Source organism: Stutzerimonas sp. S1, from assembly GCF_025966695.1.
Lineage (GTDB): Bacteria > Pseudomonadota > Gammaproteobacteria > Pseudomonadales > Pseudomonadaceae > Stutzerimonas.
Window position 1 is genome coordinate 177,796 of record NZ_JAOEIY010000002.1, and the last position, 25,048, is coordinate 202,843.

At 64.5% G+C, this 25,048-nt stretch carries 23 protein-coding genes; 16 read left to right on the forward strand and 7 right to left on the reverse strand.

What is annotated here, in order from left to right:
* Positions 1 to 36 precede the first annotated feature (36 nt).
* Positions 37 to 1,254 carry a beta-ketoacyl-ACP synthase I gene (gene fabB, locus N8H22_RS04795; RefSeq protein WP_264589487.1) on the reverse strand — a complete coding sequence of 406 codons (1,218 nt, stop codon included), beginning with the start codon at positions 1,252 to 1,254 and terminating at the stop codon, positions 37 to 39.
* An 11-nt stretch (positions 1,255 to 1,265) separates the two neighbouring features.
* On the reverse strand, positions 1,266 to 1,781 hold the full coding sequence (gene fabA, locus N8H22_RS04800; protein ID WP_003285418.1) for a 3-hydroxyacyl-[acyl-carrier-protein] dehydratase FabA: 516 nt from the start codon (positions 1,779 to 1,781) through the stop codon (positions 1,266 to 1,268).
* Between the two features lie 411 nt (positions 1,782 to 2,192).
* Between fabA and N8H22_RS04805 the strand changes: the two genes are divergently transcribed.
* From N8H22_RS04805 to N8H22_RS04840, 8 genes are all read left to right on the forward strand, one after another.
* Positions 2,193 to 3,215: an NAD(P)H-dependent glycerol-3-phosphate dehydrogenase gene (locus N8H22_RS04805; RefSeq protein ID WP_264589488.1), complete on the forward strand. Its 1,023-nt coding sequence runs from the start codon at positions 2,193 to 2,195 to the stop codon at positions 3,213 to 3,215.
* A gap of 23 nt (positions 3,216 to 3,238) precedes the next feature.
* A complete protein-coding gene (locus tag N8H22_RS04810) occupies positions 3,239 to 3,583 on the forward strand; it encodes a DUF4389 domain-containing protein (protein WP_264589489.1) in 345 nt (114 codons plus the stop codon).
* Positions 3,580 to 4,038: a phosphohistidine phosphatase SixA gene (sixA, locus tag N8H22_RS04815; protein ID WP_264589490.1), complete on the forward strand. Its 459-nt coding sequence runs from the start codon at positions 3,580 to 3,582 to the stop codon at positions 4,036 to 4,038. The genes N8H22_RS04810 and sixA overlap by 4 nt, the downstream gene beginning before the upstream one ends.
* Before the next feature lie 75 nt (positions 4,039 to 4,113).
* Entirely contained in the window at positions 4,114 to 4,542 is a 429-nt protein-coding gene (locus N8H22_RS04820) for a hotdog fold thioesterase (RefSeq protein WP_264589491.1), read from the forward strand.
* 133 nt (positions 4,543 to 4,675) lie between these two features.
* The gene (locus tag N8H22_RS04825) at positions 4,676 to 5,485 is read left to right on the forward strand and encodes an alpha/beta hydrolase (protein ID WP_264589492.1); all 810 of its coding nucleotides are present in this window, start codon (positions 4,676 to 4,678) and stop codon (positions 5,483 to 5,485) included.
* Positions 5,482 to 6,336, forward strand: coding sequence for an alpha/beta hydrolase (locus N8H22_RS04830; protein ID WP_264589493.1), 855 nt, complete (start codon positions 5,482 to 5,484; stop codon positions 6,334 to 6,336). Before N8H22_RS04825 ends, N8H22_RS04830 begins: the two co-directional genes overlap by 4 nt.
* A 325-nt stretch (positions 6,337 to 6,661) precedes the next feature.
* Positions 6,662 to 7,450: a DUF4892 domain-containing protein gene (locus N8H22_RS04835; RefSeq protein ID WP_264589826.1), complete on the forward strand. Its 789-nt coding sequence runs from the start codon at positions 6,662 to 6,664 to the stop codon at positions 7,448 to 7,450.
* Between the two features lie 80 nt (positions 7,451 to 7,530).
* Positions 7,531 to 8,622, forward strand: coding sequence for an AI-2E family transporter (locus N8H22_RS04840; protein WP_264589494.1), 1,092 nt, complete (start codon positions 7,531 to 7,533; stop codon positions 8,620 to 8,622).
* Positions 8,623 to 8,626: 4 nt separating this feature from the next.
* On the opposite strand, the gene N8H22_RS04845 is transcribed toward N8H22_RS04840, so the two are convergent.
* Positions 8,627 to 9,616 carry a patatin-like phospholipase family protein gene (locus N8H22_RS04845; protein ID WP_264589495.1) on the reverse strand — a complete coding sequence of 330 codons (990 nt, stop codon included), beginning with the start codon at positions 9,614 to 9,616 and terminating at the stop codon, positions 8,627 to 8,629.
* Between the two features lie 173 nt (positions 9,617 to 9,789).
* On the opposite strand from N8H22_RS04845, the gene selD reads away from it, so the two are divergent.
* Genes selD through N8H22_RS04860 form a run of 3 tightly spaced genes read left to right on the forward strand, consistent with a single transcriptional unit; the run spans position 9,790 to position 12,236 of the window.
* Positions 9,790 to 10,824, forward strand: coding sequence for a selenide, water dikinase SelD (selD, locus tag N8H22_RS04850; protein WP_264589496.1), 1,035 nt, complete (start codon positions 9,790 to 9,792; stop codon positions 10,822 to 10,824).
* The gene (gene mnmH, locus N8H22_RS04855; RefSeq protein ID WP_264589497.1) at positions 10,824 to 11,927 is read left to right on the forward strand and encodes a tRNA 2-selenouridine(34) synthase MnmH; all 1,104 of its coding nucleotides are present in this window, start codon (positions 10,824 to 10,826) and stop codon (positions 11,925 to 11,927) included. The genes selD and mnmH overlap by 1 nt, the downstream gene beginning before the upstream one ends.
* A 30-nt stretch (positions 11,928 to 11,957) precedes the next feature.
* Entirely contained in the window at positions 11,958 to 12,236 is a 279-nt protein-coding gene (locus tag N8H22_RS04860) for a hypothetical protein (RefSeq protein WP_264589498.1), read from the forward strand.
* 64 nt (positions 12,237 to 12,300) lie between these two features.
* On the opposite strand, the gene N8H22_RS04865 is transcribed toward N8H22_RS04860, so the two are convergent.
* A complete protein-coding gene (locus N8H22_RS04865) occupies positions 12,301 to 14,991 on the reverse strand; it encodes an HAD-IC family P-type ATPase (RefSeq protein WP_264589499.1) in 2,691 nt (896 codons plus the stop codon).
* 164 nt (positions 14,992 to 15,155) lie between these two features.
* Between N8H22_RS04865 and N8H22_RS04870 the strand changes: the two genes are divergently transcribed.
* The 4 genes from N8H22_RS04870 to N8H22_RS04885 all read left to right on the forward strand — a co-directional run bounded on the left by N8H22_RS04870 (position 15,156) and on the right by N8H22_RS04885 (position 19,993).
* Positions 15,156 to 16,073, forward strand: a complete 918-nt coding sequence (locus N8H22_RS04870; RefSeq protein ID WP_264589500.1) for an AAA family ATPase — start codon at positions 15,156 to 15,158, stop codon at positions 16,071 to 16,073.
* A gap of 34 nt (positions 16,074 to 16,107) precedes the next feature.
* Positions 16,108 to 17,070, forward strand: a complete 963-nt coding sequence (locus N8H22_RS04875) for a DUF58 domain-containing protein (RefSeq protein WP_264589501.1) — start codon at positions 16,108 to 16,110, stop codon at positions 17,068 to 17,070.
* On the forward strand, positions 17,067 to 19,067 hold the full coding sequence (locus tag N8H22_RS04880; RefSeq protein ID WP_264589502.1) for a DUF3488 and transglutaminase-like domain-containing protein: 2,001 nt from the start codon (positions 17,067 to 17,069) through the stop codon (positions 19,065 to 19,067). Before N8H22_RS04875 ends, N8H22_RS04880 begins: the two co-directional genes overlap by 4 nt.
* Before the next feature lie 128 nt (positions 19,068 to 19,195).
* Positions 19,196 to 19,993 (forward strand): thioesterase family protein, encoded by a 798-nt coding sequence (locus N8H22_RS04885; protein ID WP_264589503.1) that lies wholly within the window; start codon positions 19,196 to 19,198, stop codon positions 19,991 to 19,993.
* A gap of 60 nt (positions 19,994 to 20,053) precedes the next feature.
* On the opposite strand, the gene N8H22_RS04890 is transcribed toward N8H22_RS04885, so the two are convergent.
* A complete protein-coding gene (locus N8H22_RS04890; protein WP_264589504.1) occupies positions 20,054 to 21,526 on the reverse strand; it encodes a methyl-accepting chemotaxis protein in 1,473 nt (490 codons plus the stop codon).
* A gap of 72 nt (positions 21,527 to 21,598) precedes the next feature.
* On the reverse strand, positions 21,599 to 22,405 hold the full coding sequence (locus N8H22_RS04895) for a TatD family hydrolase (protein WP_264589505.1): 807 nt from the start codon (positions 22,403 to 22,405) through the stop codon (positions 21,599 to 21,601).
* A 160-nt stretch (positions 22,406 to 22,565) separates the two neighbouring features.
* Here N8H22_RS04895 and N8H22_RS04900 point away from each other — a divergent pair, with 160 nt between their 5' ends.
* Positions 22,566 to 23,972 (forward strand): transglycosylase SLT domain-containing protein, encoded by a 1,407-nt coding sequence (locus N8H22_RS04900; RefSeq protein WP_264589506.1) that lies wholly within the window; start codon positions 22,566 to 22,568, stop codon positions 23,970 to 23,972.
* A 4-nt stretch (positions 23,973 to 23,976) separates the two neighbouring features.
* Here N8H22_RS04900 and N8H22_RS04905 read toward each other — a convergent pair whose 3' ends face one another.
* A complete protein-coding gene (locus N8H22_RS04905; RefSeq protein ID WP_264589507.1) occupies positions 23,977 to 25,005 on the reverse strand; it encodes a lipase secretion chaperone in 1,029 nt (342 codons plus the stop codon).
* Between the last annotated feature and the right edge of the window lie 43 nt (positions 25,006 to 25,048).

The window sequence follows — 25,048 nt, forward strand, 5'->3', positions numbered from 1 at the left end:
CGAAGGCGCCGTTGTGTTTTTCTGCGATGGACGCGATCAGCCTTTCCAGCGCTTGAGCACCAGCGTGGCGTTGGTGCCGCCGAAGCCGAAGCTGTTGCTCATGACGGTGTCGAGCTGAGCGTTCTCACGCGATTGACGCAGGATCGGCATGTCGGCGACTTCCGGATCCAGCTCATCGATGTTGGCCGAACCGGCGATGAAATTGCCTTCCATCATCAGCATGCAGTAGATCGCCTCGTGCACGCCGGCGGCGCCCAGCGAGTGACCGGACAGGCTCTTGGTGGAGCTGATGGTCGGGACCTTGTCGCCGAACATGTTGCGCACAGCCTTGATCTCGGCCACATCACCGACCGGAGTGGAGGTGCCGTGAGTGTTGAGGTAGTCGATCGGGCCTTCAACGGTGGACATCGCCTGCTGCATGCAGCGCAGCGCGCCTTCACCGCTCGGGGCAACCATGTCGTAGCCATCGGAAGTGGCGCCGTAACCGACGATTTCCGCGTAGATCTTGGCGCCGCGCTTGAGTGCATGCTCCAGCTCTTCGACTACGACCATGCCGCCACCGCCGGCAATGACGAAGCCGTCACGCTTGGCGTCATAGGCGCGGGAGGCCTTCTCCGGCGTGTCGTTGTACTGGCTGGACAGCGCGCCCATGGCGTCGAACAGGCAGCTCTGGCTCCAATGTTCTTCCTCGCCGCCTCCGGCAAAGACCACGTCCTGCTTGCCCATCTGGATCTGCTCCATGGCATGGCCGATGCAATGCGCGCTGGTCGCGCAAGCCGAAGCGATGGAGTAGTTGATGCCCTTGATGCGGAACGGGGTCGCCAGGCAGGCCGACACGGTGCTGCTCATGGTGCGCGGCACGCGGTATGGGCCGATGCGCTTGACGCCCTTGTCGCGCAGGATGTCGATGGCTTCCATCTGGTTGATGGTCGAAGCACCACCGGAGCCAGCTACCAGGCCGATGCGCGGGTTGGAGATGTCGTCGGCGCTGAAGCCGGCATCCTTTACCGCTTGTTCCATGGCCAGGTAGGCATAGGCCGCGGCGTCACCCATGAAGCGCAGGACCTTGCGGTCGATCAGCTCTTCGAGATTCAGGTTGACGGAGCCGGAAACCTGGCTGCGCAGACCCATGTCCGCATAAGCCTGATTGAAGCGAATGCCGGGGCGGCCGGCGCGCAGGTTGCCGGAGACGGTCTCTTTGTCATTGCCCAGGCAGGAAACGATACCCAGGCCGGTGATCACGACGCGACGCATGCGGATGTCCTTCAAAAGCTGTCGGTAGAGGTGAACAGGCCGACGCGCAAACCTTCGGCACTGTAGATCTCGCGGCCATCGACGCTGACCGTACCATCGGCGATGCCGAGGATCAGCGAGCGGTTGATGGTGCGCTTGATATGGATGTTATAGGTGACCTTCTTGGCGGTCGGCAGGACCTGGCCAAAGAATTTCACTTCGCCCGAGCCGAGGGCACGGCCGCGGCCGGGGTTGCCCTGCCAGCCGAGATAGAAGCCGACCAGCTGCCACATGGCGTCCAGGCCCAGGCAGCCGGGCATGACCGGATCGCCTTCGAAATGGCAAGCGAAGAACCAGAGATCAGGGTTGATATCCAGCTCGGCGACTAGCTCGCCCTTGCCATACTTGCCGCCCACTTCGCTGATGTGAACGATACGATCGACCATCAGCATGTTCGGCGCGGGCAGTTGCGCATTACCGGGACCGAAGAGCTCGCCGCGGCTGCAACGAAGCAGGTCTTCCCGAGTAAAGGCGTGTTGTTTGGTCATGCGTATTCCTCAATGGGCCCTTCTATGCAGGGCTTATCGCTGCTCACTGACCGGCGCCGGCAAGCGGAGCCTGGTTATAAAGACTAGTCATAGACTGTCGCGTTGTGGCTAAAGTCACAGCGTGGTCAGTCGGTCATTCGCCCGGTCATCCACCGTTCGACAACGAAAGGGCGGAATCGGCCGGCTACTTTAACACTCCTTGCCCGGCAACGAAGACTTTGCGACGGGTTCTTGTCATAGACCAATGTTCAACGCAGTAATGCCGTCACCGCTGCAAATGGCTTCGTGTCGTCATCCTGCGCGGTTCGCAAGACGTTGATGACCGCGCTCCGGGGCTGGTGCTGGCCGCGTGCGGCGCGCTACGTATAATGCCCCGCACCGCCATCCGAAATGGCCCACTACGGTAACCACATGACAGCTAAGCAACCTATCGCTGTGCTCGGCGGCGGCAGTTTCGGCACCGCAATCGCCAATCTGCTAGCGGAGAACGGGCATGCCGTCCTGCTTTGGATGCGCGACGCCGAACAGGCCGAAAGCATTCGCACCCAGCGGCAGAACCCCCGATACCTCAAGGGGGTAAACATTCTGCAGCAGGTGCAGCCGACCACCGATCTCGCACAGACGCTCGATGCCTGCGAGCTGATCTTCGTCGCGCTGCCCTCGAGCGCGCTACGCCAGGCACTGCAGCCTCATTCAGCTCGGCTCGCCGGTAAGCAGCTGGTCAGCACTACAAAGGGCATCGAGGCGGACGGTTTCAAGTTGATGAGTCAGATTCTCGAGGAGGTTGCACCGCAGGCGCGGATCGGCGTGTTGTCCGGTCCCAACCTGGCGCGCGAAGTGGCCGAGCACGCGCTGACCGCGACCGTGGTAGCCAGTCACGATGAGACACTTTGCCGCAACGTACAGGACGTCCTGCACGGTCGTACCTTTCGCGTGTACGCCAGTGCCGATCGTTTCGGCGTCGAGCTTGGCGGGGCGTTGAAGAATGTCTACGCGATCATGGCGGGAATGGCGGCAGCGCTGGGAATGGGCGAGAACACCCGCAGCATGCTGATCACCCGTGCGCTCGCCGAGATGACGCGCTTTGCCGTCAAGCTCGGTGCCAATCCCATGACCTTTCTTGGCCTGGCCGGAGTAGGCGACCTGATCGTGACCTGCACCTCGCCGAAGAGCCGCAATTTCCAGGTGGGATACGCGCTGGGCGAAGGCCTCAGTCTGGAGGAGGCGGTTTCTCGTCTGGGTGAGGTGGCCGAGGGCGTCAATACGATCAAGGTGCTCAAGTGCAAAGCCGAGGAGCTGCAGGTCTACATGCCGCTGGTCGCGGGGCTGCATGCGATTCTTTTCGAGGGGCGTACGCTCGATCAGGTCATTGGTGCACTGATGAGCGGCGAGCCGAAGACTGACGTGGACTTCATTTCCACCGATGGCTTCTGAAGTAAGGACTACCGGAGATAACCATGAACCATTCCAGTCGCAAGGCAGATCGAGAGTCGCTCATCCTGCGCGCCGTGTGGATGCTGCTGTTTTTTCTGGCCTGGCAGTTGGCTGAACTCGTACTGCTGGTGGTCGTGCTCCTGCAGTTCGTGCTGCGGGTCACCAAGGGGCAGCCAGATGCGGGCTTGCAGGGCTTCGGTGACAGTCTGAGCCAGTACGTTGCGCAGATCGGCCGCTACGCCACCTTCAATACCGAGCACAAACCCTGGCCACTGTCGGACTGGCCTGCACCTCGTGCCGCCGATAGCGAGCTATGCGCGCAGACGCCACCGCAGACACCACCCAAGACGGAAGAACCGACGGCATGAAACTGTGGCTGTTACGTCATGGCGAGGCCGAGCCCCGCGCCCGTACCGATGCCGAGCGCAATCTGACCGAGCAGGGCAGGCGCGACGTCCGTGAAATTGCTGGCCATCTGCGCAATCGGCCGTTGCAGACGATCCTGGTGAGTCCTTATCAGCGGGCGCAGCAGACCGCGGAAATCGTGCGGCAGACACTGGGGTTCAGCGGTAGCTGCGAAACGGTGCCGTGGTTGACGCCTGATTCCGATCTGCGCGATGCGCTGCTGTATCTGGATCGGCGTACCGAAGAGCATCTGTTGCTGGTTACTCATCAGCCCTTTGTCGGTGCGCTCGGTGGCTGGCTGGTCCATGGCCAGCTCAGCGAGTCGCTGCCGATGGCGACGTCCAGTCTTGCTGAGCTGGAAGGCGAGGCACTGGCAGGAGGTTTGATGCATCTGGCTTCTCTGCGCCACGTCCGCTGACTGTGCCAAGAGTCAGATGTGCCCGAGCAATCCAGCATTCCAACAAGAACAATCATGTAAATGGAGAGCGTGCCTTTGAGTATCTGGAAGCGCCAACCCGATCTGGACAGCCTGCACAGCAGTCGTAAGAACACCATCAGCGAACTGCTGGATATCCGCTTCGAGTCGTTCGACGAGGAATCCATCACCGCTAGCATGCCCGTCGATTCGCGCACTCATCAGCCGTATGGCTTGTTGCACGGCGGTGCCTCGGTGGTACTGGCCGAGACCCTCGGCTCAATGGCTAGCTACCATTGCATCGATACCTCGAAGTTTTATTGCGTCGGCCTCGAGGTGAACGCCAATCATCTTCGCGCACTGCGCAGCGGTCGGGTGACCGGCGTTTGCCGCGCAGTGCACCTGGGGCGCTCGACGCACGTCTGGGATATTCGCCTGAGCGGCGAAGACGGCAAACCCAGCTGCATCTCCCGACTCACCGTAGCGGTGGTGCCGCTGCCCGGTTGAGCCTTGCGGCGCGCCGCAGCGAAAGGGTCTGTTGTTTGGCATGAATGCCGCTCATTCAGTCGTGCTATGGCAATTGCCCGACACTTGCGGCTACCAGACAATGGGCCCGACCTCCATCGCTGTGCCGGAACCCATGTCGCAACCCATCTTCTTCGCCCATGCCAATGGCTTTCCGTCGGCCACCTATCGCAAGCTGTTTGCCGCGCTGGCACCGGAGTACAGCGTGGTACACATGGATCGGCACGGCCACGACCCACGCTTCCCGGTGGATGACAACTGGCACAACCTGCTGCAGGAGCTGTTCGAGCAGCTCGAGCGGCTGGATGAGCCGGTCTGGGGAGTAGGGCATTCCTTCGGTGGCATGCTGCATTACCGCGCCGCGCTGCTGCGACCTGAGTTGTACCACGGCGTGGTGATGCTCGACTCGCCGCTGCCGACCTGGTTCGATCAGACCATCATCTGGGCCGCCAAGCGGCTGGGCTTCATCGATCAGCTCACGCCGGCCGGGCGTACGCTGGGCCGCCGCGAGCAGTTTGGCTGTGCCGAGGAGGCGCGCGCGTACTTCGCTGGCAAAGCACTGTTTCGCGGCTTCGATCCCGACTGTCTCGAGGCTTACATCGAACATGGGCTCGAGCCGGCCGGGCAGGGTATGCGTCTGCGTTTCGATCCGCAGACCGAGATCCAGATCTATCGCAGCGTGCCGCACGTCACGCCTGGCTGGCCGCCTTCGTTGAAGATTCCTCTAGCCATGGTCCGTGGCCGTGAAAGTCGCGTGGTGTTGCCGCACCACGGTTACCTGTTGCGGCTGATGTCACGTGGCGAGGCGCACAGCCTGCCGGGTGGCCACATGTTTCCGCTCGAGCGTCCGCAGGACACCGCCGAACTGCTCAGGCAGCTGTTCGGTCGCTGGAGCCTTGCCGAAGCCGCGCAGGGGATCGCATGAGTCTCGCGTTCGAGGAAGTTAGGCTGAATCTGCCACACATCGAGGTCGCGGCTCATCTGTACGGCCCCGAAGAGGGCAGTCCGGTTATTGCGCTGCATGGATGGCTGGACAACGCCGCGAGCTTCAGTCGGCTGGCGCCGCGTCTGGAGGGTCTGCGCATCGTAGCGCTGGATTTGCCGGGGCATGGTCATTCCGCACATCGTCCAGCGGGGGCGGGTTACAACATCTGGGACTATGTGCTCGACGTGCTGCAGGTGGCTGAACAGTTCGGCTGGCAGCGTTTCTCTTTGCTGGGCCACTCGATGGGCGCGATCGTTTCCGTGCTGCTGGCGGGTGCCTTGCCGGAGCGGGTCGAGCGTTTGGCACTGATCGATGGCGTGATTCCCTATACCGGTGAGGCGGATGACGCGCCGCAACGGCTTGGTGCGGCGCTGAACGCTCTGTTGGCCGTCGACGACAAGCGCAAGCCGGTCTATGCGACATTCGAGCAGGCGGTCGCTGCGCGAATGAAAGGCGTTGGCGCGGTCAGTCGTGAGGCGGCCGAGCGCCTGGCGCAGCGAGGATTGATGCCTGTTCCAGGAGGCTATACCTGGCGCACCGACGCACGGCTCATGCTGCCGTCACCGCTGCGACTGAGCCGCGCGCATGCCTTGGCATTTGTCGCCCGGGTTGCCTGCCCGACCAGTCTGGTGCTGGCGGACCAAGGACTGATGACCGAGCCGAAGATGCGTGAATTGGCCGCGAAGCTGCCTTTCGAGGTACATCACCTTGCCGGCGGCCACCATCTGCATCTGGATGACGAGACGGGCGCGGACGCTGTCGCGACGCTTTTCAACGCCTTCCTCCGCTAGCCGAGCGAACACGCACGCGGCTGCAAGACTCTGTGGCAATCCCTTGCTTGACTTGCTTTTGGCAACTGGCGAGGCTGAACCCCTGTTTCAGCCGGGAGCCCCAGATGATCGATTCCTACAGCTCACCCCTCAACGAACAGAGCGCTCCGTCGTCCTCGTCGACACCGTGGTGGCTCTCGGTGGCTCTCGGTGGGTATCGTGGGACGACCAGAGGCTGCTCCCTGCAGTTCTACAGGACACTCCTTGGTCGTGACGAAAACGACCGCCAGGTGAAAACCCTGCACTCGATGGTGATTCGTTGAAAAAACCTATGCGATGGACATGGATGATTGGCTTGCTGGCAGCAAGCGGCTCGCTGATGGCCGGCGATATTCCGGGGAGTGCCGATCTAGCGGTGCTGGCGCGCTACCCGCAGGCGCAGATCGTTGCCTACCAGCAGGAGCAGGTGCGCGAGCGAATCTATCCACTGGATTCGATCCGACGCATCAGTGGCAAGCTGCGCATGACTGACCAGGTGGTTGCGGCGGGGCAACTGACGGCGCTGACCTACCTGCTGCCCGACACCCACAGCGGCATCGAGGCGTTCACTCAGGCCCGCCGCGACCTGCTGGCCGATGGCGGCGAGCTGCTGTTCTGGTGCGAAGGCCGCGAATGCGGCTCGAGCAGTCTGTGGGCCAATGCCATCTTCGGGAAATCGATGCTCTATGGTCCGGAAGGGCAGCAGGCCTATCTGCTGGCGCGCTTGCCAGACGCAGACGACAGACTGGTGGCGCTGTACGGAATGACTCGCGGCAATGGCCGTCCCTATCTGCAGGTCGAACAGCTGGTGCCGGAGGCGCCGCTGGGCGAGCTGCTGCCGACTGCGGCGACGCTGTTACGCCAGCTGCGTGACAGCGGTGAGTTACGCTTGCCGCGATTGCCGGACGAGCCAGCGGCTGACTGGGCGGGCCTGCTCGCCAATGTCATGCGTCTCGACAGCACCATTCGTGTCAGCCTGGACGGTCGCGCGGCCGTCTCCTGGCGGGACGCGCTGATTGCCGAACGCGTGCGTGCCGGACGGCTGGAGGTGGATGAGTCGCAAGAGGCCGGTCTGGTCATGAGGCTCTTGCGCTGAGCTCGTTTGTCAGGCTGCAATAGCCGCCTTGCCTGATGTCCCGTCCGGGGACACCAGAGTTTTCTCGTAGAGTGCCTCGCATGCTCAACAATGACCGTCTGCTGGTGCAGATACTGCTCCTGGCCCTGCTCGGCGCCTGTCTGTGGGTGCTGGCTCCGTTCGTTTCGGCGCTGTTCTGGGCAGCGGTGCTGGCATTCGCCAGCTGGCCGCTGATGCGGCTGCTGACGCGCTGGCTGAAGGGCAATGCGACCCTGGCGGCGGGTGTACTGACCTTCTGCTGGATGGTACTGGTCGCGGTGCCACTGGTCTGGCTCGGCTTCAACATCGCCGATCAGATTCGCGAGGCCAATGCGCTGTTGCATAACCTGCAGGTCGATGGCCTGCCGCCGCCGCCAACCTGGCTGGGGGAATTGCCGTTGGTTGGTGAGAGGCTGGTAACGCTTTGGGGCACCATTGACGAGCAGGGTACGGCGCTATTGGCCAGCGTTCGGCCGTACATCGGCCAGGTCGGCAACTGGTTGCTGGTGCGCAGCGCGCGGGTCGGTGGCGGGATGCTCGAGCTGGCGCTGAGTCTGGTGCTGGTGTTCTTCTTCTATCGCGACGGACCGCGTCTGGCAGCGTTCGTGCATAGCCTGCTGGATCGTCTGATCGGCGAGCGCGCTGAGCACTATCTGGAGCTGGTGGCTGGCACCGTGCAGCGTGTGGTCAACGGCGTCATCGGCACGGCCGCGGCACAGGCGATACTTGCGTACATCGGTTTCAGCATCGCCGGAGTGCCGGCGGCGCTGGTGCTCGCAGTGCTCACCTTTGCCTTCAGCTTCGTCATGGTGCCGCCGCTGGTATGGGGCCCGGCGGTAGCCTGGCTCGCCTGGCGAGGCGATTACGGCATGGCCGTGTTCCTGGGTGTCTGGGGCATGTTCATCATCAGCGGCGTGGACAATATCCTCAAACCCTATCTGATCAGCCGCGGCGGCAACCTGCCGTTGGTGGTCGTGTTGCTAGGGGTGTTCGGCGGGGTGTTGGCGTTTGGCTTCATGGGCCTGTTCCTCGGTCCGACCCTGCTGGCCGTGGCCTACAGCCTGCTCGGCGACTGGTTGGTCAAAGAGGTGCCGGACGCGGTCGGCCACCCGGCCCATGCCATCGACTCAACCGACAGCCGGCCGCAGTGCTAGCGCGCTACAGCTCCTGCTCGTAGCGCACTAGAGCATCGTGCGCCACGATGCGCCCCAGCTCGATCAGCTCCGGCGCCTTGTAGAACTCGTAGAAGCGGCAGGCGCGCTTGGGGATGTTCACCAGCACGTTGGGCGGGTAGCCGGCGATCTTGTACTGCGCCAGTGACGACTGCATGACGTCGAAGCTCTGGTTGATCAGGTCCAGCAGCGAGGCCGGTCCGGTGACATCTACGACGGTGGCGCCTTCGGCCGACTTCGGCGCGTTCTGACTGGTTGGTGCGGTGGGTGGCTGGTCGCCACGCAACAGCTCGCTCGCACGAATGTCGGCGATATGCTGTGTCGAGAGTTCGGCGTCTTTGCGCCAGAACGGAAGGTGCGAGCTGATCGAGGTCAGCATCGAGTCGAAGCGCCCCGGACGTTCGATTTCCGGTAGCGGATATTGCTTGTGGTTATTGGCGTTGAGGTTGACCGCGACGATGAGGTCGCAATGGCTGGATACCACCGGCACGATGGGCAGCGGGTTAAGCAGCCCGCCATCGACTAGCACGCGATTGTCCTGTACGACCGGAGTGAACAGGCTGGGGATCGCCGCCGATGCGCGCATCGCCAGCTCAAGACTGCCTTCCTGGAACCAGATTTCCTGCTGATTGGTCAGGTCGGTGGCGACCGCGGTATAGGGGATCGGCAGGTCTTCGATGTTCACTTCGCCGAGGATTTCGCGAACTCGACCGAAGACCTTCTCGCCACGGATCGCGCCCAGGCTGAAGCTCGGGTCGACCAGGCGCAGCAGGTCCAGGTAATCCAGACTCTCGATCCACGCACGGTACTCCTTGAGCTTGCCGGCGGCATAGATGCCCCCGACGACGGCGCCCATGGAGCAGCCGGCGATGCAGTCGATGGTATAGCCCCGGGCGAGTATCTCCTCGATGACCCCGATATGCGCATAACCTCGTGCGCCCCCCGAGCCCAATACCAGCGCTACTTTCTTGCTCATGTGAATCCCCCTGTTCAAGGCTTGTAGCTTCACGCCTTCGGCAGGTGAGTCGCAAGGGGCGCCATACCAAAGCAGAGGGGCTGCCGATATTGGTCGGCATGCAGCGCTGCCGCCTTGAGCCACGCGCTTTGCTACAATCGCCGCCCGTTTTGCATGCGTCACGAGAGAGCCCGATGAGCGAACCGATCCGCCTCACCCAATACAGTCACGGCGCCGGCTGCGGCTGCAAGATCTCGCCCAAGGTGCTGGACGTGATTCTTGCCGGCAGTGGTGCGCAGAATCTCGACCCGCGCCTGTGGGTCGGCAACGCCTCGCGCGACGACGCGGCGGTGTACGGCATCGACGAGGAGCGCGGTGTAGTGTCGACCACCGACTTCTTCATGCCCATCGTCGACGATCCTTACGATTTCGGCCGCATCGCCGCGACCAACGCGATCAGCGATATCTATGCCATGGGCGGTGATCCGCTGATGGCCATCGCCATTCTCGGCTGGCCAGTCAACGTGTTGCCGCCGGAAGTCGCCCGCGAAGTGGTGGCTGGTGGCCGTGCCGTATGCGATGCCGCAGGCATCCCTCTGGCCGGCGGGCATTCGATCGATGCACCGGAACCGATCTTCGGCCTCGCCGTCACCGGCCTGGTGAGCAAGAGCCAGATGAAGCGTAACGACACCGCAACTGCCGGCTGTCGACTGTATCTGACCAAGCCGCTGGGCATCGGCATCCTCACCACCGCCGAGAAGAAGGCCAAGCTGCGCCCGGAAGATGTAGGCCTGGCGCGCGACTGGATGTGCACGCTGAACACGCCCGGCAGCCGCTTCGGCAAGCTCGAGGCCGTGCGCGCCATGACCGATGTCACCGGCTTCGGTCTGCTCGGCCACCTGGTGGAGATGGCCGACGGCAGCGGCCTGACCGCTGAGATCGACTACGCGCGCGTGCCGCGTCTGCCGGGCGTCGAGTACTACCTTGAGCAGGGCTGCGTACCGGGTGGCACCCAGCGCAACTTCGACAGCTATGGAGAACGCATTGGTGCGCTTGACGAGGCGCACAAGCAGCTGCTCTGCGACCCGCAGACCAGTGGCGGTTTGCTGGTGGCTGTAGCGCCTGAAGGTGAGGAGGAGTTCCTCGCGGTTGCCGCGGCGCTCGGCCTGGCACTCGAGCCGATCGGGCAGCTGGTTGCAGCGCGCGACTATGCAGTCGAGGTACGCTGATGCGTGGCGATACCGATAACTATCGCGAGCTATTCCTCAACGATGTCCCGATGATGGATGCTCGCGCGCCGGTGGAGTTCGCCAAGGGCGCCTTTCCCGGCGTGGTCAATCTACCGCTGATGAACGACATCGAGCGGCAGAAAGTCGGTACCTGCTTCAAGCAGCATGGCCAGCAAGCCGCCATCGCCCTCGGTCACCAGCTGGTATCGGGCGAGATCAAGGCTGCACGCCTACAGGCGTGGAGCGACTTCGTCCGTGCGCATCCGAATGGCTACCTCTACTGCTTCCGTGGCGGTTTGCGCTCGCAGATCGTCCAGCAATGGCTGCATGAGGCCGGCATCGACTACCCGCGGGTGGTCGGCGGCTACAAGGCGATGCGCCACTTTCTGCTGGAAACCACCGAGCAGGCCGTGGAGCAGTGCGCGTTCGTGCTGGTCGGCGGCATGACCGGCACCGGCAAGACCGAGGTACTGGCGCAGCTGAGCAATGGTCTGGATCTGGAAGGTCTGGCCAATCATCGTGGTTCCAGTTTCGGCAAGCGTGCCACGCCGCAGCCCTCACAGATCGATTTCGAGAACGCCCTGGCGATTCGCCTGCTGAAGATGCGCGCTGCCGGCATCGAGCAGTTCGTCGTAGAGGATGAGGCTCGTCTGGTGGGCCGTTGCTCGATTCCGTTGCCACTCTTTCAAGGCATGCAGCAGTTTCCGCTGGTGTGGCTGGAAGACAGCCTCGAGGGCCGCATCGAACGGATTCTCAAGGATTACGTGATCGATCTCTGCGCCGAATTCATCGCCGAGCAGGGAGAGACAGGTTTCGCGGCGTTTGCGGAGCGTCTGCAGCAAAGTCTGGTCAATATCAGCAAGCGCCTGGGGGGCGAACGCTACCAGCGGCTGGCGCTGCTGATGGATCAGGCGCTGGCCGAGCAGGCGCGCAGTGGCGCGGTGGATCTGCATCGTGGCTGGATCGAAGGGTTGCTGGGCGAGTACTACGATCCGATGTATGCCTATCAGCGCGAGAGCAAGGCCGAACGCATCGAGTTCGCCGGCGAGCAGCGGGCAGTGGTCGAGTATCTGCTACAGCGCGCCAGCACTGGCAAGCTTTAATCACATGACAGCAAACCGAGGGATGATGCGATGAAGACGTGGATATCTGTGCCCTTGCTGGCGCTGTTGCTGGTCGGTTGCGCCGGCAAGACGGCCTACCGTGACAGCTGTGCCGCGGAACTGGACGCGGCGTGGCGAGAGCAGAGCCTGGCGGAAGCCGAAGGCTTCGCCGGCACCGTCAGCTATTCGAAGGCGATGGCCTTGCTGACCGGCGCCAAGACCCAGCAGCAGTTCGAGGCGTTCCGCGGCTGCACCGAGAAGGCGCAGAAGGCTCGCTTCTACTTGCGCGAATCACGCGCAGGACGCTGAGCCAGTTACACCAAGCCCGCGGATGCCAGCCATCCGCGGGCTTTTTTGTGGGTTCGCGTCGCCCCTAGAGAGGCCAACCGGCACGTCGCCGCACCCACTTCTCCATCTCCACGACCGTCAGCAACGCGGCGCCGGCCAGCAGACAGAGAGCCCAGCCGCGCAGATCCAGCGACTGCGTGGCGAAGAGCCGCTGCAGCGGCGCCCAGTGGGTGAACGCCAGCTGCAATACCACGAGCAGCGCGATCATGCCCCAAACCATCGGGTTGTCGCGCAGTCCGAAGCGCGCCGGTGCGGTGGTCTGCCGACTGCTGAACAGGTAGGCGATCTCGCACGCCACCAGCCCGTTAACGGCCAGCGTGCGGCTGGTGTCCAGGCTCCAGCTCAGCTGCTGCGCATAAACGAACAGGCCCATGCAGGCGACGGTCATTGTCACGGCGACCAGCACGACCCGCCATAGCACTTGCGTGCTGAGCAGCGGTGCGCGCGGGTCGCGCGGTGGTCGCCGCATCAGGTCGGCCTCGCCCGGCTCGAAGGCGAGCGCAAAGGCCAAGGTCACCGCGGTGATCATGTTGACCCAGAGAATCTGCAGCGGCGTGATCGGCAGCGTCAGCCCCAGGGCGATGGCCGCCAGCAATACCAGTGCTTCACCGCCGCTGGTGGGCAGGATGAAGAGAATGGATTTCTTCAGATTGTCGTAGACCGTGCGACCTTCCTCCACGGCATGGGCGATGGTGGCGAAGTTGTCGTCGGCGAGTACCATCTGCGCCGCTTCCTTGGCCACTTCGGTGCCCTTGATCCCCATCGCCACGCCGATGTCGGCACGTTTGAGGGCGGGCGCATCGTTGACGCCGTCCCCGGTCATCGCCACCCGTGCGCCGCATGCCTGCAGACGCTCCACCAAACGCAGCTTGTGGGCCGGGCTGGTACGCGCGAATACCGTGGTGACACTCAGACGATCATCGAGCTGCGCATCGCTGAGGCGATCGAGCTCGGCTCCGGTGAGTGGCGGTTGGGTGCCGAGCCCGAGGCGCTGTGCGATGGCCGCGGCTGTCGCAGCGTGGTCGCCGGTGATCATCTTCACTGCAATCCCGGCACCGAGACATTCGCCGATGGCAGCTATGGCTTCCTCGCGCGGCGGATCGAGCATGCCGACCAGGCCCAGCAGGACGAAGTCACCTTCGAGGTCCTCGTAGTTCAGTTCGTGTTGCGGCGCGTCCAGCGCGCGCATTGCTAGCCCGAGCATGCGCAGCCCCTGGCTGGCGCCATCATCGAGCACCGCATGCCAGTAGCTCGGGTCCAGCGGTTCGGCGCTACCTGCGACCAGTTGCTGGTTACACACCTCGAGCAGCCGCTCCGGGGCGCCGACCAGGTAGATCAGTCCGTGGCCGGAGTGATCGTGATGCAGGCTGGCCATGCAGCGGCGTTCGGAGCTGAATGGGATGCCATCGACCCTGGGCACGTGGGCCTGCTCGTGAGCCGCGTGCAGGCCGAGCTTGCCGGCGAGAGTCAGCAGGGCGGCCTCGGTCGGATCGCCGGTGATGTGCCACTGCTCGTCTTTGCGCAGCAGGCTCGCGGTGTTGCAGAGCAGGCCGGCGCGTGCCAGCTCCTGCAGATCACTCGCCTCTTCGAGCTCACAGAGACGGCCGTCGTCGCAGCGGATCTGGCCTTCCGGAGCATAGCCGACGCCGTCGATCAGGTAGCGGTGCGCGGCGGTGTACACCTGTTGCACGGTCATCTCGTTGCGGGTCAGGGTGCCGGTCTTGTCCGAACAGATCACCGTTACCGCGCCGAGACTCTCCACGGCCGGCAGCCGGCGAATGATCGCCCGGCGTCGTGCCATGCGCTGGACACCCAGGGCGAGGGTGATGGTCAGGATGGCGGGCAGTCCTTCGGGAATTGCCGCCACGGCCAGGCCGACCGCCGCCAGCAGCATCTCGTCGGACGAGTAGCCGCGCAGGGTGATGCCGAAGGCGTAGGTGCCGATGGCCAGCGCAAGGATGATGAAGGTAAGCAGCTTGGCGAAGCGCGTCATGTCGCTCAGCAGGGGCGTCTGCAGGCTGACGACCTCGCCGAGCATGTGGCTGATCTGTCCCAGCTCGGTCTTGCCGGCGGTGGCCACCACGACGCCGTAGCCGCTACCGGCGCTGACCAGGGTGCCGGAGTAGGCCATGCTGTGGCGATCGCCGATGCTGGCGTCGTTGGCCACTGGCTCGACCTGCTTGTCACTGGGCAGTGATTCACCGGTCAACGCCGCCTCTTCGATGCGCAGGTCGCGGCATTCGACCAGGCGCAGGTCGGCCGGTACGCGGTCGCCAGCTTCCAGCAGCACCATGTCGCCGGGCACCAGTTGCTCGGCCGGTATGTTGACGGTCCGCCCGGCGCGACGCACCTTGCTGTCCAGGGTCAGCATCTTCTGGATGGCGCGCATGGCCTGTTCCGCCTTGCCTTCCTGTATGAAACCGACGATCGCATTGATCACCACTACGGCGAAGATCACCGCGCTGTCCAGCCATTCGCCCAGGGCCAGGGTGACCAGAGCCGAGAGCAGCAGCACGTAGATCAGAAGGTTGTGGAACTGCAACAGAAAGCGTTTCACCGGTCCGTTGTGGCGGCGGCGGGGCAACCGGTTGGGGCCGATTGCCTGCAGGCGCTTGTGCGCTTCCTCGGCGCTCAGGCCGCTGGTGGAGGCCTCCAGATGCTGCAGCGTCTGGTCGGCGGGTTGCGCATGCCAAGCGTCTGGCTTGGGAGTAGGCATAGCGGCTCCTGACAGCAAAGAAGCCCCAAGCCTAGGCTGTCAGGCGTGCCGATGCATGGTTCTGGATCAAGCGGCGGGTCACAAACTCGTCACCAGGCGTTTCCGTCGCTTTGCCTGGCCACGGATGCTCAGTAGCATCGGCCGGACTAACAGAGGAGAGTTGCATGCGCACCCGATTGGACGCCTGTCTGCGCGCGGTCAATGAAGTACTGCTCGGCAAGGAGGCTCAGGTACGGCTGGCCCTGGCCTGTCTGCTGGCACGCGGCCATTTGCTGGTCGAGGACATGCCCGGGATGGGCAAGACCACCCTCAGCCATGCGTTGGCGAAGGTGCTGGGCCTGGAGTTCCAGCGCATTCAGTTCACCTCCGACCTGCTGCCCGGCGACATTCTTGGGACTTCGGTGTTCGACAAGGACAGCGGGCAGTTCGTGTTCCATCCGGGACCGATCTTCGCCGAGCTGGTGCTGGCCGACGAGATCAACCGCGCCACGCCCAAGAGCCAGAGCGCGTTGCTGGAAGCCATGGAGGAGGGGCAGGTCACCATAGAAGGTGCAACCCGGCCGCTGCCGGAACCGTTTTTCGTCATCGCCACACAGAACCCGGTAAGTTCCGGCGGCACCTTCGCCCTGCCGGAATCGCAGCTGGATCGCTTCCTCATGCGTGTCTCGCTGGGCTATCCGGCGAAGGCTGCGGAAAAGGCGCTGTTGCTGGGTGAGGCACGGCGTGACCTGCTGACGCGCCTGCAACCGCTGCTCGAACGGACCGAGTTGCTCGCCCTGCAGGACACGGTGGCGACGGTGCGGGTCAGCGACGCGCTGGTCGACTACGTGCTGCGCCTGGTGGAAGCTACGCGGACGCAGCCGCAGTTCGCCTGGGGCTTGTCACCGCGTGGCAGCCTGGCGCTGCTGGCCGCGGCGCGTGCCTGGGCGTTTCTCGATGGGCGCGACTACGTCATTCCCGAGGACGTTCAAGCGGTGTTGCCCACCGTGGTCGGTCACCGTCTGCGCGAGCGTGCCGACGCCACCGGCCACGGTGGCGGGGCCTTGGTGCAATGGCTGTTGCGCGAAGTGCCAGCGCTCTGATGGCGGCGTTTCTATCCAAACGCGAGCGTCACGCGTGAGGCTGCTGCCGCGTTTTCGTGATCGCTGGTTGCTACGGCGGATTCCGCCGGCGTCCAGCGTTCGGCTGGATCAGCGGCGCATCTTCATCATGCCGACGCGCGTCGGGCTTGCCTTCGCCGCGGCGCTATTGCTGATGCTGCTGACCGCGATCAACTACCAGAACAGCCTGGCCTACGGCCTGACGTTCCTGCTCGGCGCGCTGTTTCTGGTCACCATCCTGCACACCTGGCGCAATCTGGCCGGGCTCCTGTTGCATGCCGGCGGTACCACCGCCGCCTTCGTCGGTGAGCAGGCCAGCCTGCGCGTGCGCCTGGAGAGCCAGGGGCGGGCCTATCAGGCGGTGGCGATCGGCTGGCCGGCCAGCGGTCTGCACCTGCTGGATGTGCCGGCAGGCGGCACGCGGGAAGTCGAACTGAGTCTGCCGACCCAGCGCCGCGGCTGGCTGCGTCCCGGGCGGGTGCGGGTGGAGAGCCGTTTCCCGCTGGGGCTGCTGGTGGCTTGGAGTTGGATCGATCTGGAACTGGCGGCGCTGGTCTATCCGCGCCCGCTGGCGGGCGATCGCCCGCAGCAGGGCGGCGCGCCGCAAACCGAGGATGAAGGGCTGCTGGCGCGTACCGCCGGCGTCGACGACTACCAGGGACTCAGGCCCTGGCAACCCGGTGATTCGCGCCGGCGCTTGCACTGGAAGGCCTACTCCCGCGGACACGGACTGCTGGTGAAAGACTTCGCCAGTCTGCTCGGTAACGAGCCGCTGCTGGATTTCGATGCCCTGCAAGGCGACACCGAAGAGCGCCTGTCGCAGCTGTGCCATTGGGTCGTGCAACTGAGCACCGATCAGCAGCCCTTCGCGCTGCGCTTGCCGGCCGAGACGATCGGTCCAGACAGCGGTCAGGCGCATCGCGACGCGTGCCTGCGCGCGCTGGCGTTGCATGGCGAGCATGTGGAGCCGTCCAGATGAGCGCAAAACCGGGCATCCCCCGCAACAGTCTGATCTGGCTGCTTGTCGCACAGGTGCTGGTGATCCTGCCGCACCTGACCCATCTGCCGTTGTGGATCATCGGACTCTGGCTGGGGTGTGCGGTCTGGCGTGTGCAGATATTCCGCATGCGCCTGCGTTTTCCCAACAGCTGGGCCAAGGCGGCGCTGATGATCGGAGCCGGATTCGGCGTGTACTTCTCGCGCGGCAGTCTGGTTGGTCTGGAAGCTGGCGTGGTGCTGCTGATCGCGGCGTTCATTCTCAAACTGGTGGAGATGCGCAGCCAGCGCGATGCATTGGTGCTGATCTTCCTCGGCTTTTTCGCCGTGGTGACCAGCTATCTGTTCGAGGATGGGCTGCTGGCTGGTGTGTACAGTCTGTTTCCGGTTCTGTTCCTGCTGGCGGCGTTGATCGGCCTGCAGCAGGGCGCGCTGGTGACGCAGCCCTGGCCGACTCTGCGCCTGGCCGGCAGCCTGTTGTTGCAAGCGGTTCCGCTGATGCTGCTGCTGTTTCTGTTCTTCCCGCGGCTGGCGCCGCTGTGGTCGTTGCCGCAACCAAGTGACCGCGGCGTGACGGGCTTGGCCGATCATATGGCGCCGGGTGACATCGCTCGGCTCGGGCAGTCCGCTGCGCTGGCATTCAGGGCGAGCTTCGACGGCGAGATTCCACCGCGCGATCAGCTGTACTGGCGCGCCGTGACCTTCGAACGTTTCGATGGCAGGCGCTGGTCGCAGTCCTTTGCCTCGCAGGTGCCGCAGGCGCCGGAATGGCAAGCGCTAGGTGAGCCGCTCAGCTACAGCATCATCATGCAGCCCAGCGGCCAGTCCTGGCTGTTCGCCCTCGACGTGCCACAGGTCGAAGCGAGTGATACGCGGCTGATGGCCGATTTCCACCTGCAGCGGCACCAGCCGGTCAATCAACCGCTGCTCTATCGGGTGACCTCCTGGCCGGCGGCGCGGCGCGAGGCCAGCCGCGCACCGGAGAGCCTCGGTCGCACGCTGCAGCTACCGCCACAGGGCAATCCACGCAGCCACGCCTGGGCGGGGCAGCTGCGCCGTAGCCTGCAGGAACCGGAGGCCGTGGTGCAGGCGTTGCTGCGGCATTTCAATCGCGAGCCGTACCATTACACGCTAAAGCCGCCGCCGGTAGGGGCGGACATCGTTGACGATTTCCTGTTCAACACGCGCAGTGGCTTCTGTGCGCACTATGCCGGGGCGATGACCTTCGTGCTGCGCGCCGCCGGCATCCCGGCACGGGTGGTGGCGGGCTATCAGGGCGGCGAGGTCAACCCGGCGGGCAACTACCTCTCGGTGCGCCAGCTCGATGCCCACGCCTGGGTGGAATACTGGACCGCCGAGCGCGGCTGGGTCAGCGTCGATCCGACTTTCCAGGTCGCGCCGGAGCGCGTCGAGCGCGGGCTCGAAGAGGCCCTGGCCGAGCAGGAAGGCTTTCTCGAAGACTCCCCGATGTCGCTGCTGCGCTATCGCGACATCGGCTGGCTGAATCAGCTGCGGCTACGCTGGGACCAGCTCAATTACGGCTGGCAGCGCTGGGTGCTCGGCTATCAGGGCGAGCAGCAGCTGCAACTGCTTCGCCGCTGGTTCGGCAAGCTCGATGGCACCGCGCTCGGTATCGGGGTCGTGGCCGCGGGGGCGCTACTGCTCGGCGTGCTGGCACTGCTGTTGTTCAAGCCTTGGCGACGCGAGCGCGACCCGCAGCAACGCCTGTTTCTGGCCTTCGAGCGTGCGCTGGCACGCCAGGGGCTGCGGCGCCAGCCGGGCGAGGGCGCGAGGACCTTTGCCGAGCGTGCGGTGCACCGTCTGCCGGCGCAGGCCGAGGCGATCCAGACATTCCTGCGTCTGTATGAGCAGCAGCGTTACGCCGCTCGTGCTGCGGCGCCAGCTGAGCTGCGCAGGGCGCTGAATTCCCTTCGTCGCCAGCTTCCCTGGCGTCGCGTGACGGAAAGCGAGAGACGCTGAGGCGCCCGCTCGTCGATTGTCGCGCTGGATGGGGCAACATTCCGCGTGCAGCGATGGCGGTTCCGACCTCGCATGCCGGCTGGCGCAGCTTTACCATCGCCGGCACAAGATAACGACAAGAGGTGGACATGACCCTTTCCGAATTGCTTTGCGCGGTACGTGAACATCCGCAACAGCTGGTCATTCCCGCCACCTGGGGACAGGGTCGAGCGGGGTTCGGCGGTCTGGTGGCGGCGCTGGTGTATGAGGCGATGCGGGCCAAGGTGCCCGAGGGCCGGGCATTGCGTTCGCTGGCGATCACCTTCGTCGGGCCGCTGGCGCTCGACAAGCCGGCCAGCTTCGAGGCCGAGGTGCTGCGCGAGGGCAAGGCGGTGAGTCAGATGCTTGGTCGCGCGGTGCAGGACGGGCAGGTAGTGACCATCGTCCAGGGCAGTTTCGGCGCCGCCCGCAACTCAGCGGTCGATGTACCGGCCGAACCGGCGCCCAGCATGCCGCCGGTGGATGCCTGTCAGGAGCTGCCCCATGTGCCGGGGGTGACGCCGGAGTTCACCCGCTATCTGGCGATGCGCTGGGGAATTGGCGGATTGCCCTTTACCGGCAATACCTCCCGCGAGATGGGCGGATGGGTGCGGCAGCGCGGCGATGTGCCTCGTGAGCCGATGACCGAAGCGCACCTGCTGGCGCTGGTCGACGCCTGGCCGCCGGCTGTTCTGCCGCATCTGAAGAGCTTTGCGCCGGGCAGTTCGCTGACTTGGACCATCGAGTTCATCCAGCCGCTACCCCGCCTGGATACCCATGACTGGTGTATGTACCGCGCAGTGATCGAACATGCCCGCGACGGCTATGGACACTGCGCGGCGGCGCTGTGGACGCCGGCGGGCGAGCTGGTGGCGCTGAGCCGGCAGACGGTGACGGTGTTCGGCTAAGCGGCTCGACGCGGCGGCGTTACGGTATGCAGCGGCGCCGTAACGCCGCGGCGGTGGCGTTCACAACTTGAGCTGGCCGATCGCGCGGCTCAGCTCGCCGGAGAGGGCGGCCAGCTGCGCGCTGGTGCTGGCGGAATCGACGGTCTGCTGCACGGTTTGCTCGGTGACGTCGCGAATGCCGGTCACCGAGCGATTGAGTTCTTCGGCAACCTCGCTCTGCTGCGCTGCAGCCACGGCGATCTGCGTATTACTTTCACGCATCTGCGCCACTGCGGCGGTGATCGACTCCAGCGCCTGCGCCGCCTCGCGCGCCTCGCGCACGCAGTCGTCGGCCTTGAACGAGCTGTCCTGCATGAACTCCACAGCGTCCCGGGTCATCGCCTGCAGATTGCCGATCATGCCGGTGATCTCGTCGGTGGAGTCCTGCACCCGCTTGGCCAGGCTGCGCACTTCATCGGCGACCACGGCAAAGCCGCGGCCCATCTCGCCGGCACGTGCCGCCTCGATGGCGGCGTTGAGCGCCAGGAGATTGGTCTGTTCGGCGATTCCGTGGATCACGCCGACCACACCGTTGATCTTCTGGCTGTCCGCGGCCAGCTGGCCGATGGTCTCTGCGGTCTGCTGCACGCCAAGCGAAAGGCTGGAAATGGATTTCTCCACCCGCGCCACCACGCGATGCCCTTCGCTGGCCAGTTGGTCGGCGTTCTGCGACTGATCGCGGGTGTCGCTGGCATGCTCGGCAATGTGGAACACGGTGGCGCTCATCTCATTGATCGCGGTGGCGGCCTGATCGGTTTCGCTCTGCTGGCCGAGCATGCCCTGGCGCACGTCACTCATGCTAGCGGCCAGGCGGCTGGCGCCATCGTCCAGGCGTGCCGCCGCCTGCGCCACGGTGCCGACGATGCGCTGGTAGCCGGTCTGCATCGCGTTGAAGGCGCTGGCCATCTGGCCGACCTCATCGCGGCTGTCGAGCGGCACCCGCACACTCAAGTCGCCGGAGCGTTCGACGTGCAACATGATGTCCTTGAGCGTGTTGAGATGGCTGAGCAGGAAACGGATCAGCAGCTGCGAGGCGCCGAGCAGGCCGAGCATGAGCACGGCAACGGCGGCGGCATAGCTGAAGAAGTGCTCGCTGAGTACCTGCAGGGCGCTGGGCGTGTGCGCCAGTACAGCGAACTTATGGCCGTCGGCACGTGAAACGATATGCACGCCGATCAGCGGGTTGCTGGCGAAGAAGCGATCGTGGGGCAGTGGTGCCCAGCCGTCGCCGCCTCGCAGCGAATGCCCCTCAATTGCCAGGTTGTCACCGGGCTGAAAGCTCAGCAGCTGGGGGCTGCGTGGCAGCGCGGCGGCGTTTGGCCAGGCGCTCAGCAGCTCCGCCTGGGCTTGTGCGCCGCGTTGCGCATCGGCGCTGCGCGCCTGCTGTTCCACCTGAACGGCGTAGAGCACCAGCAACAGGGTGATCACAAAGGTGACCATGTTGAGCGCCCAGAACTTGTATTTCAGCGACAGATCGCGGACCCAGACAAACATGACGGCTCTCTTCCGATTCGATGTCGGCTTAGCGGCAGCGAATTGGTGAGCTTGAGCACATTTTTCGCAGTTTCACTCCAGCGCCGGTAGGCCGAAGAAGCGCCGCGCGCAGAGCGTGCTGTGCTCGGCGAGGTCCGCTTCGCTTTCACCGCGATGGCGCGCCACCTCGCGCAGCACCTCGCGCAGAAAGGCCGGCTCGTTGTGGCCGGATTTCGGCTTGGGCCGTAGCGTCCGAGGTAGCAGATAGGGTGCGTCGCTTTCCAGCATCAGCCGGCCACGGGGTATCTCGCGTACCAGTGGGTGCAGGTGCGTACCTCGGCGTTCGTCGCAGATCCAGCCGGTGATGCCGATGTGCAGGTCGAGATCGAGGTAGGCATACAGCGCGCGTTTCTCGCCGGTGAAACAGTGCACCACAGCGGCGGTGAGCCGATCGCGGAACGGCCGCAGGATCTCCACCAGCCGTTGATCCGCCTCCCGCTCATGGAGAAATACCGGCAGTTGCGTCTGTACCGCCAGTTCGAGCTGCTCTTCGAGTACGCGCTCCTGCTGTGGGCGCGGCGAGAAATCGCGGTTGAAGTCCAGCCCGCATTCACCGACCGCGCACACCTCGGATTCGCGCAGCAGGTCGCGCAGCTGCGTCGCGCTGGCGGCGTTCCACTGGCTGGCGTCGTGCGGGTGAACCCCGGCTGTGCAGCGCAACCGCTGCTGGCTGTCGTCGAGTTCGCGACACAGCGCCAGTGCAGCCTCGCTTTCGGCGAGGCTGGTGCCGGTCAGTACGCATTGTGTGACGCCGGCGGTACGGGCGCGCTCGAGTACCTCGCGGGCGTGCCTGGCCAGGCTCGGATGGGTCAGGTTGACGCCGATATCGACAAGCTGCATCGAGACTCCTACTAAGGTGTATTTGCTTGAATATCAATGTGATGCGCAGGTTATCCAAACCGTTTATCACGTCCAAATTGGCAGAGTGGACGCCGCTGTGAGAGGCTTCGCTCCCCTTGAACAACCGATACCCTGGTTGAAGCCTGGTATGTCCGGAGCCATGTCCCGCCTGCTGCTGATTGTCTGCCTGCTGGTGCTTGCGCCCGGGCCGGCGGCTGCGCGCGTGATGGGCCCCGATGCGTGGAAGACGTCAACGAGCGTGCGCGACCTGGCCGAGATACGCCGTAACGGGGTGCTGCGGGTGTTGGTCAATCAGAGCCGCAACAGTTCCGGAGAGGTCAAGGGCGAAGCCATAGGCGTCGAGTATGCACGCCTGCGGGCCTTCGAGCGCTATCTGAACCGGCAAGCCGGACGCCCCGTCAGCCTGAAGATCATTCCCAAAGCCAAGGATCAGTTGCTGGGCGCGTTGCAGCGCGGTGAGGGCGATCTGGTCGCGCCCGGCGAGTTGCTGGATCCGCAAGGGATGCGCGGTGTCAGTCGCAGCCGACCGGTGGTCAGTGATGTGGCTCTGGTGCTGGTGGGGCGCCAGGGTGGTCCGCGCTACTCGCGCCTGGAGCAACTGTCAGGGCGCAGCCTGGCGCTGGCGGCGGGAAGTGCCGCGGGGGCGGCGATCGCCGAGCTGAACAAGCAGCTGATGCAGCGCAAGCTGGCTCCGGTGGTGGTCGAATGGGTCGATCCGACGTTGGCGGTGGAGGATGTACTGGAAATGGTCCAAGCCGGGATCTACCCGGTCACCGCGGTGGAGCAGACCATTGCCGAGCGCTGGGGCAAGGTGATGCCCAAGCTCCGTATCGAGCATCAGGTGCAGCTCGGGAACAAGGCCAACATGCACTGGTTCGTACGCAAGGACGCCAACATGCTGCGCGCCAGCGCCGATGGCTTTCTCAAGAGTTACCGCGCTCCCGAGAACCAGGATGCGGCTTTCCAGCGCGTCTATCGACGCCTGTACAAGGTGCATTACCCCCTCGATCGCACGGGCCGGCAGCGGTTGGAAAAAGTTCGTCCGGTACTGCAACGCTACGCTGAACAGATCGAGCTCGACTGGCTGAACCTGGCGGCGCTGGCCTTCAAGGAGTCGACACTCAACCCGGCGGCGCGCGGTGCTGGCGGAGCCACCGGGCTGATGCAGATCACCCCGGCGACCGCTCGCAGCATGGGAGTCGGCAACATCCAACAGCTGGACAACAACGTCCACGCCAGTGCCAAGTATCTGGCCAGCATCCGCCGGCAGTTTTTCGCCAGCCCGCGACTCAACGAGCGTGAACGCATGGCTTTCATCCTCGCCGCCTACAACCTGGGGCCGCAGCGGGTGCAGAGCATGCGCGCCGAGGCGCGACGTCGCGGCCTGAACCCGGACCAGTGGTTCTTTCAGGTCGAGCGGATCGCCATGGAAACCATGGGCATGGGCGTGGTCAGCTACGTCAACAGCGTGAACAAGTACTACCTCGCCTTCAGCCGCGAGCGCTATCTGCTGGAGGCGCAAGCACCGCGCAGCGCGGCCCGCTGAGTTGCTAGCGGCCAGGTCCGTTGGCCAGGCGGACGCTGGCATCCAGCCGCAGGCGTTCATTGGCGTCGAAGCGTTCCTGGACCAGTCGCTCGATGGCTGTCTGCTTGTCGGCTTCACCGAGGCCGCGGCTGAGTTCGATGCGGCTCTTCTCGCGTTGAAATTCGGCAAGCCGCCGTTCCCATTCCAGACGTTGTCGATCCAGCGCCTCCAGGCGACGGGTAGCCGCGGTGCCGACCAACTGCTGACGTAGCTGGAGCAACTGCTCCGGATCGCCGCCGCGGGCCTGCAGCGCGGCCGTCTGTTGGCGCAGTTCGCTCTGCAATGCCGGCAGCAAGGCATCCTGCAGCTCCGGCGACAACCCGGCGCGTAGCTGATCGAGCGCCGCGCCTTTGGCATCTGCACCCAGGCCCGGCGTCAGCTGGATCGCCAGGCGCTCCAGAGTGAAGCGGTCGTAAGCCTCTTCGGTTGCGAAGAAAGCTTGATGCATGGATGGACTGAAGAGCCTTGCACGCATGGCCTGGACCGCCGCGAGACGTTGTCGCAGAGCCGGCAGATCCTGCGTGCGAGGCGTGTTCGCTTCGAGCGCCAGTAGCTGACGCTTGTAGTCCAAGTATTGACTGAGCAGGTCCTGGGCCTGCGTGCGTGCCGGTTCCGGCAGCTGCTCATCGATGTAGCGTCGCAGGCGCTGCACGCTGCGCGCCAGCGGTTCTGCGCCGATAGCGCTGAGGAAGTAATCGAACAGTCGCCGAACGTCGCCATCGATGAGCAAGTTGCCAGCCGTATCCCGTTGGAGGCGACCGTCGATCTGAGTGCCACCGAAGGAACGCGGCAAGTTGACGACGGCCGAAGCTGTGCGTGCAGGCCGCGCTGTTGCTACCCGGACGGGCGATTCATCGGGCTGATCAGTGCTGTCGGTAGGCGTGGCCGGTCCCCATTGTTCGGCCTGTGGCGCGTCGGTGACGGCGGGCAGACGCAGCAGCACGGCCAGGCTGAGCGTGACCGATACCAAGAGGAGCGCGAGAAGTTTTGTCATCGTTCTGCCTTGCAGGAGAGCCGGGATCAGGTGATCCCGGCCG

What these genes read in the sequence shown, in the direction of transcription:
- N8H22_RS04805 (WP_264589488.1), top strand. Translation starts at nt 2,193, where the DNA reads ATGACAGCTAAGCAACCTATCGCTGTGCTCGGCGGCGGCAGTTTCGGC.
- fabA (WP_003285418.1), bottom strand. Translation starts at nt 1,781, where the DNA reads ATGACCAAACAACACGCCTTTACTCGGGAAGACCTGCTTCGTTGCAGC.
- N8H22_RS04810 (WP_264589489.1), top strand. Translation starts at nt 3,239, where the DNA reads ATGAACCATTCCAGTCGCAAGGCAGATCGAGAGTCGCTCATCCTGCGC.
- N8H22_RS04905 (WP_264589507.1), bottom strand. Translation starts at nt 25,005, where the DNA reads ATGACAAAACTTCTCGCGCTCCTCTTGGTATCGGTCACGCTCAGCCTG.
- N8H22_RS04860 (WP_264589498.1), top strand. Translation starts at nt 11,958, where the DNA reads ATGAAGACGTGGATATCTGTGCCCTTGCTGGCGCTGTTGCTGGTCGGT.
- N8H22_RS04845 (WP_264589495.1), bottom strand. Translation starts at nt 9,616, where the DNA reads ATGAGCAAGAAAGTAGCGCTGGTATTGGGCTCGGGGGGCGCACGAGGT.
- N8H22_RS04880 (WP_264589502.1), top strand. Translation starts at nt 17,067, where the DNA reads ATGAGCGCAAAACCGGGCATCCCCCGCAACAGTCTGATCTGGCTGCTT.
- N8H22_RS04895 (WP_264589505.1), bottom strand. Translation starts at nt 22,405, where the DNA reads ATGCAGCTTGTCGATATCGGCGTCAACCTGACCCATCCGAGCCTGGCC.
- N8H22_RS04900 (WP_264589506.1), top strand. Translation starts at nt 22,566, where the DNA reads ATGTCCCGCCTGCTGCTGATTGTCTGCCTGCTGGTGCTTGCGCCCGGG.
- N8H22_RS04840 (WP_264589494.1), top strand. Translation starts at nt 7,531, where the DNA reads ATGCTCAACAATGACCGTCTGCTGGTGCAGATACTGCTCCTGGCCCTG.
- N8H22_RS04830 (WP_264589493.1), top strand. Translation starts at nt 5,482, where the DNA reads ATGAGTCTCGCGTTCGAGGAAGTTAGGCTGAATCTGCCACACATCGAG.
- N8H22_RS04825 (WP_264589492.1), top strand. Translation starts at nt 4,676, where the DNA reads ATGTCGCAACCCATCTTCTTCGCCCATGCCAATGGCTTTCCGTCGGCC.
- N8H22_RS04885 (WP_264589503.1), top strand. Translation starts at nt 19,196, where the DNA reads ATGACCCTTTCCGAATTGCTTTGCGCGGTACGTGAACATCCGCAACAG.
- selD (WP_264589496.1), top strand. Translation starts at nt 9,790, where the DNA reads ATGAGCGAACCGATCCGCCTCACCCAATACAGTCACGGCGCCGGCTGC.
- N8H22_RS04835 (WP_264589826.1), top strand. Translation starts at nt 6,662, where the DNA reads ATGATTGGCTTGCTGGCAGCAAGCGGCTCGCTGATGGCCGGCGATATT.
- sixA (WP_264589490.1), top strand. Translation starts at nt 3,580, where the DNA reads ATGAAACTGTGGCTGTTACGTCATGGCGAGGCCGAGCCCCGCGCCCGT.
- mnmH (WP_264589497.1), top strand. Translation starts at nt 10,824, where the DNA reads ATGCGTGGCGATACCGATAACTATCGCGAGCTATTCCTCAACGATGTC.
- N8H22_RS04870 (WP_264589500.1), top strand. Translation starts at nt 15,156, where the DNA reads ATGCGCACCCGATTGGACGCCTGTCTGCGCGCGGTCAATGAAGTACTG.
- N8H22_RS04865 (WP_264589499.1), bottom strand. Translation starts at nt 14,991, where the DNA reads ATGCCTACTCCCAAGCCAGACGCTTGGCATGCGCAACCCGCCGACCAG.
- fabB (WP_264589487.1), bottom strand. Translation starts at nt 1,254, where the DNA reads ATGCGTCGCGTCGTGATCACCGGCCTGGGTATCGTTTCCTGCCTGGGC.
- N8H22_RS04890 (WP_264589504.1), bottom strand. Translation starts at nt 21,526, where the DNA reads ATGTTTGTCTGGGTCCGCGATCTGTCGCTGAAATACAAGTTCTGGGCG.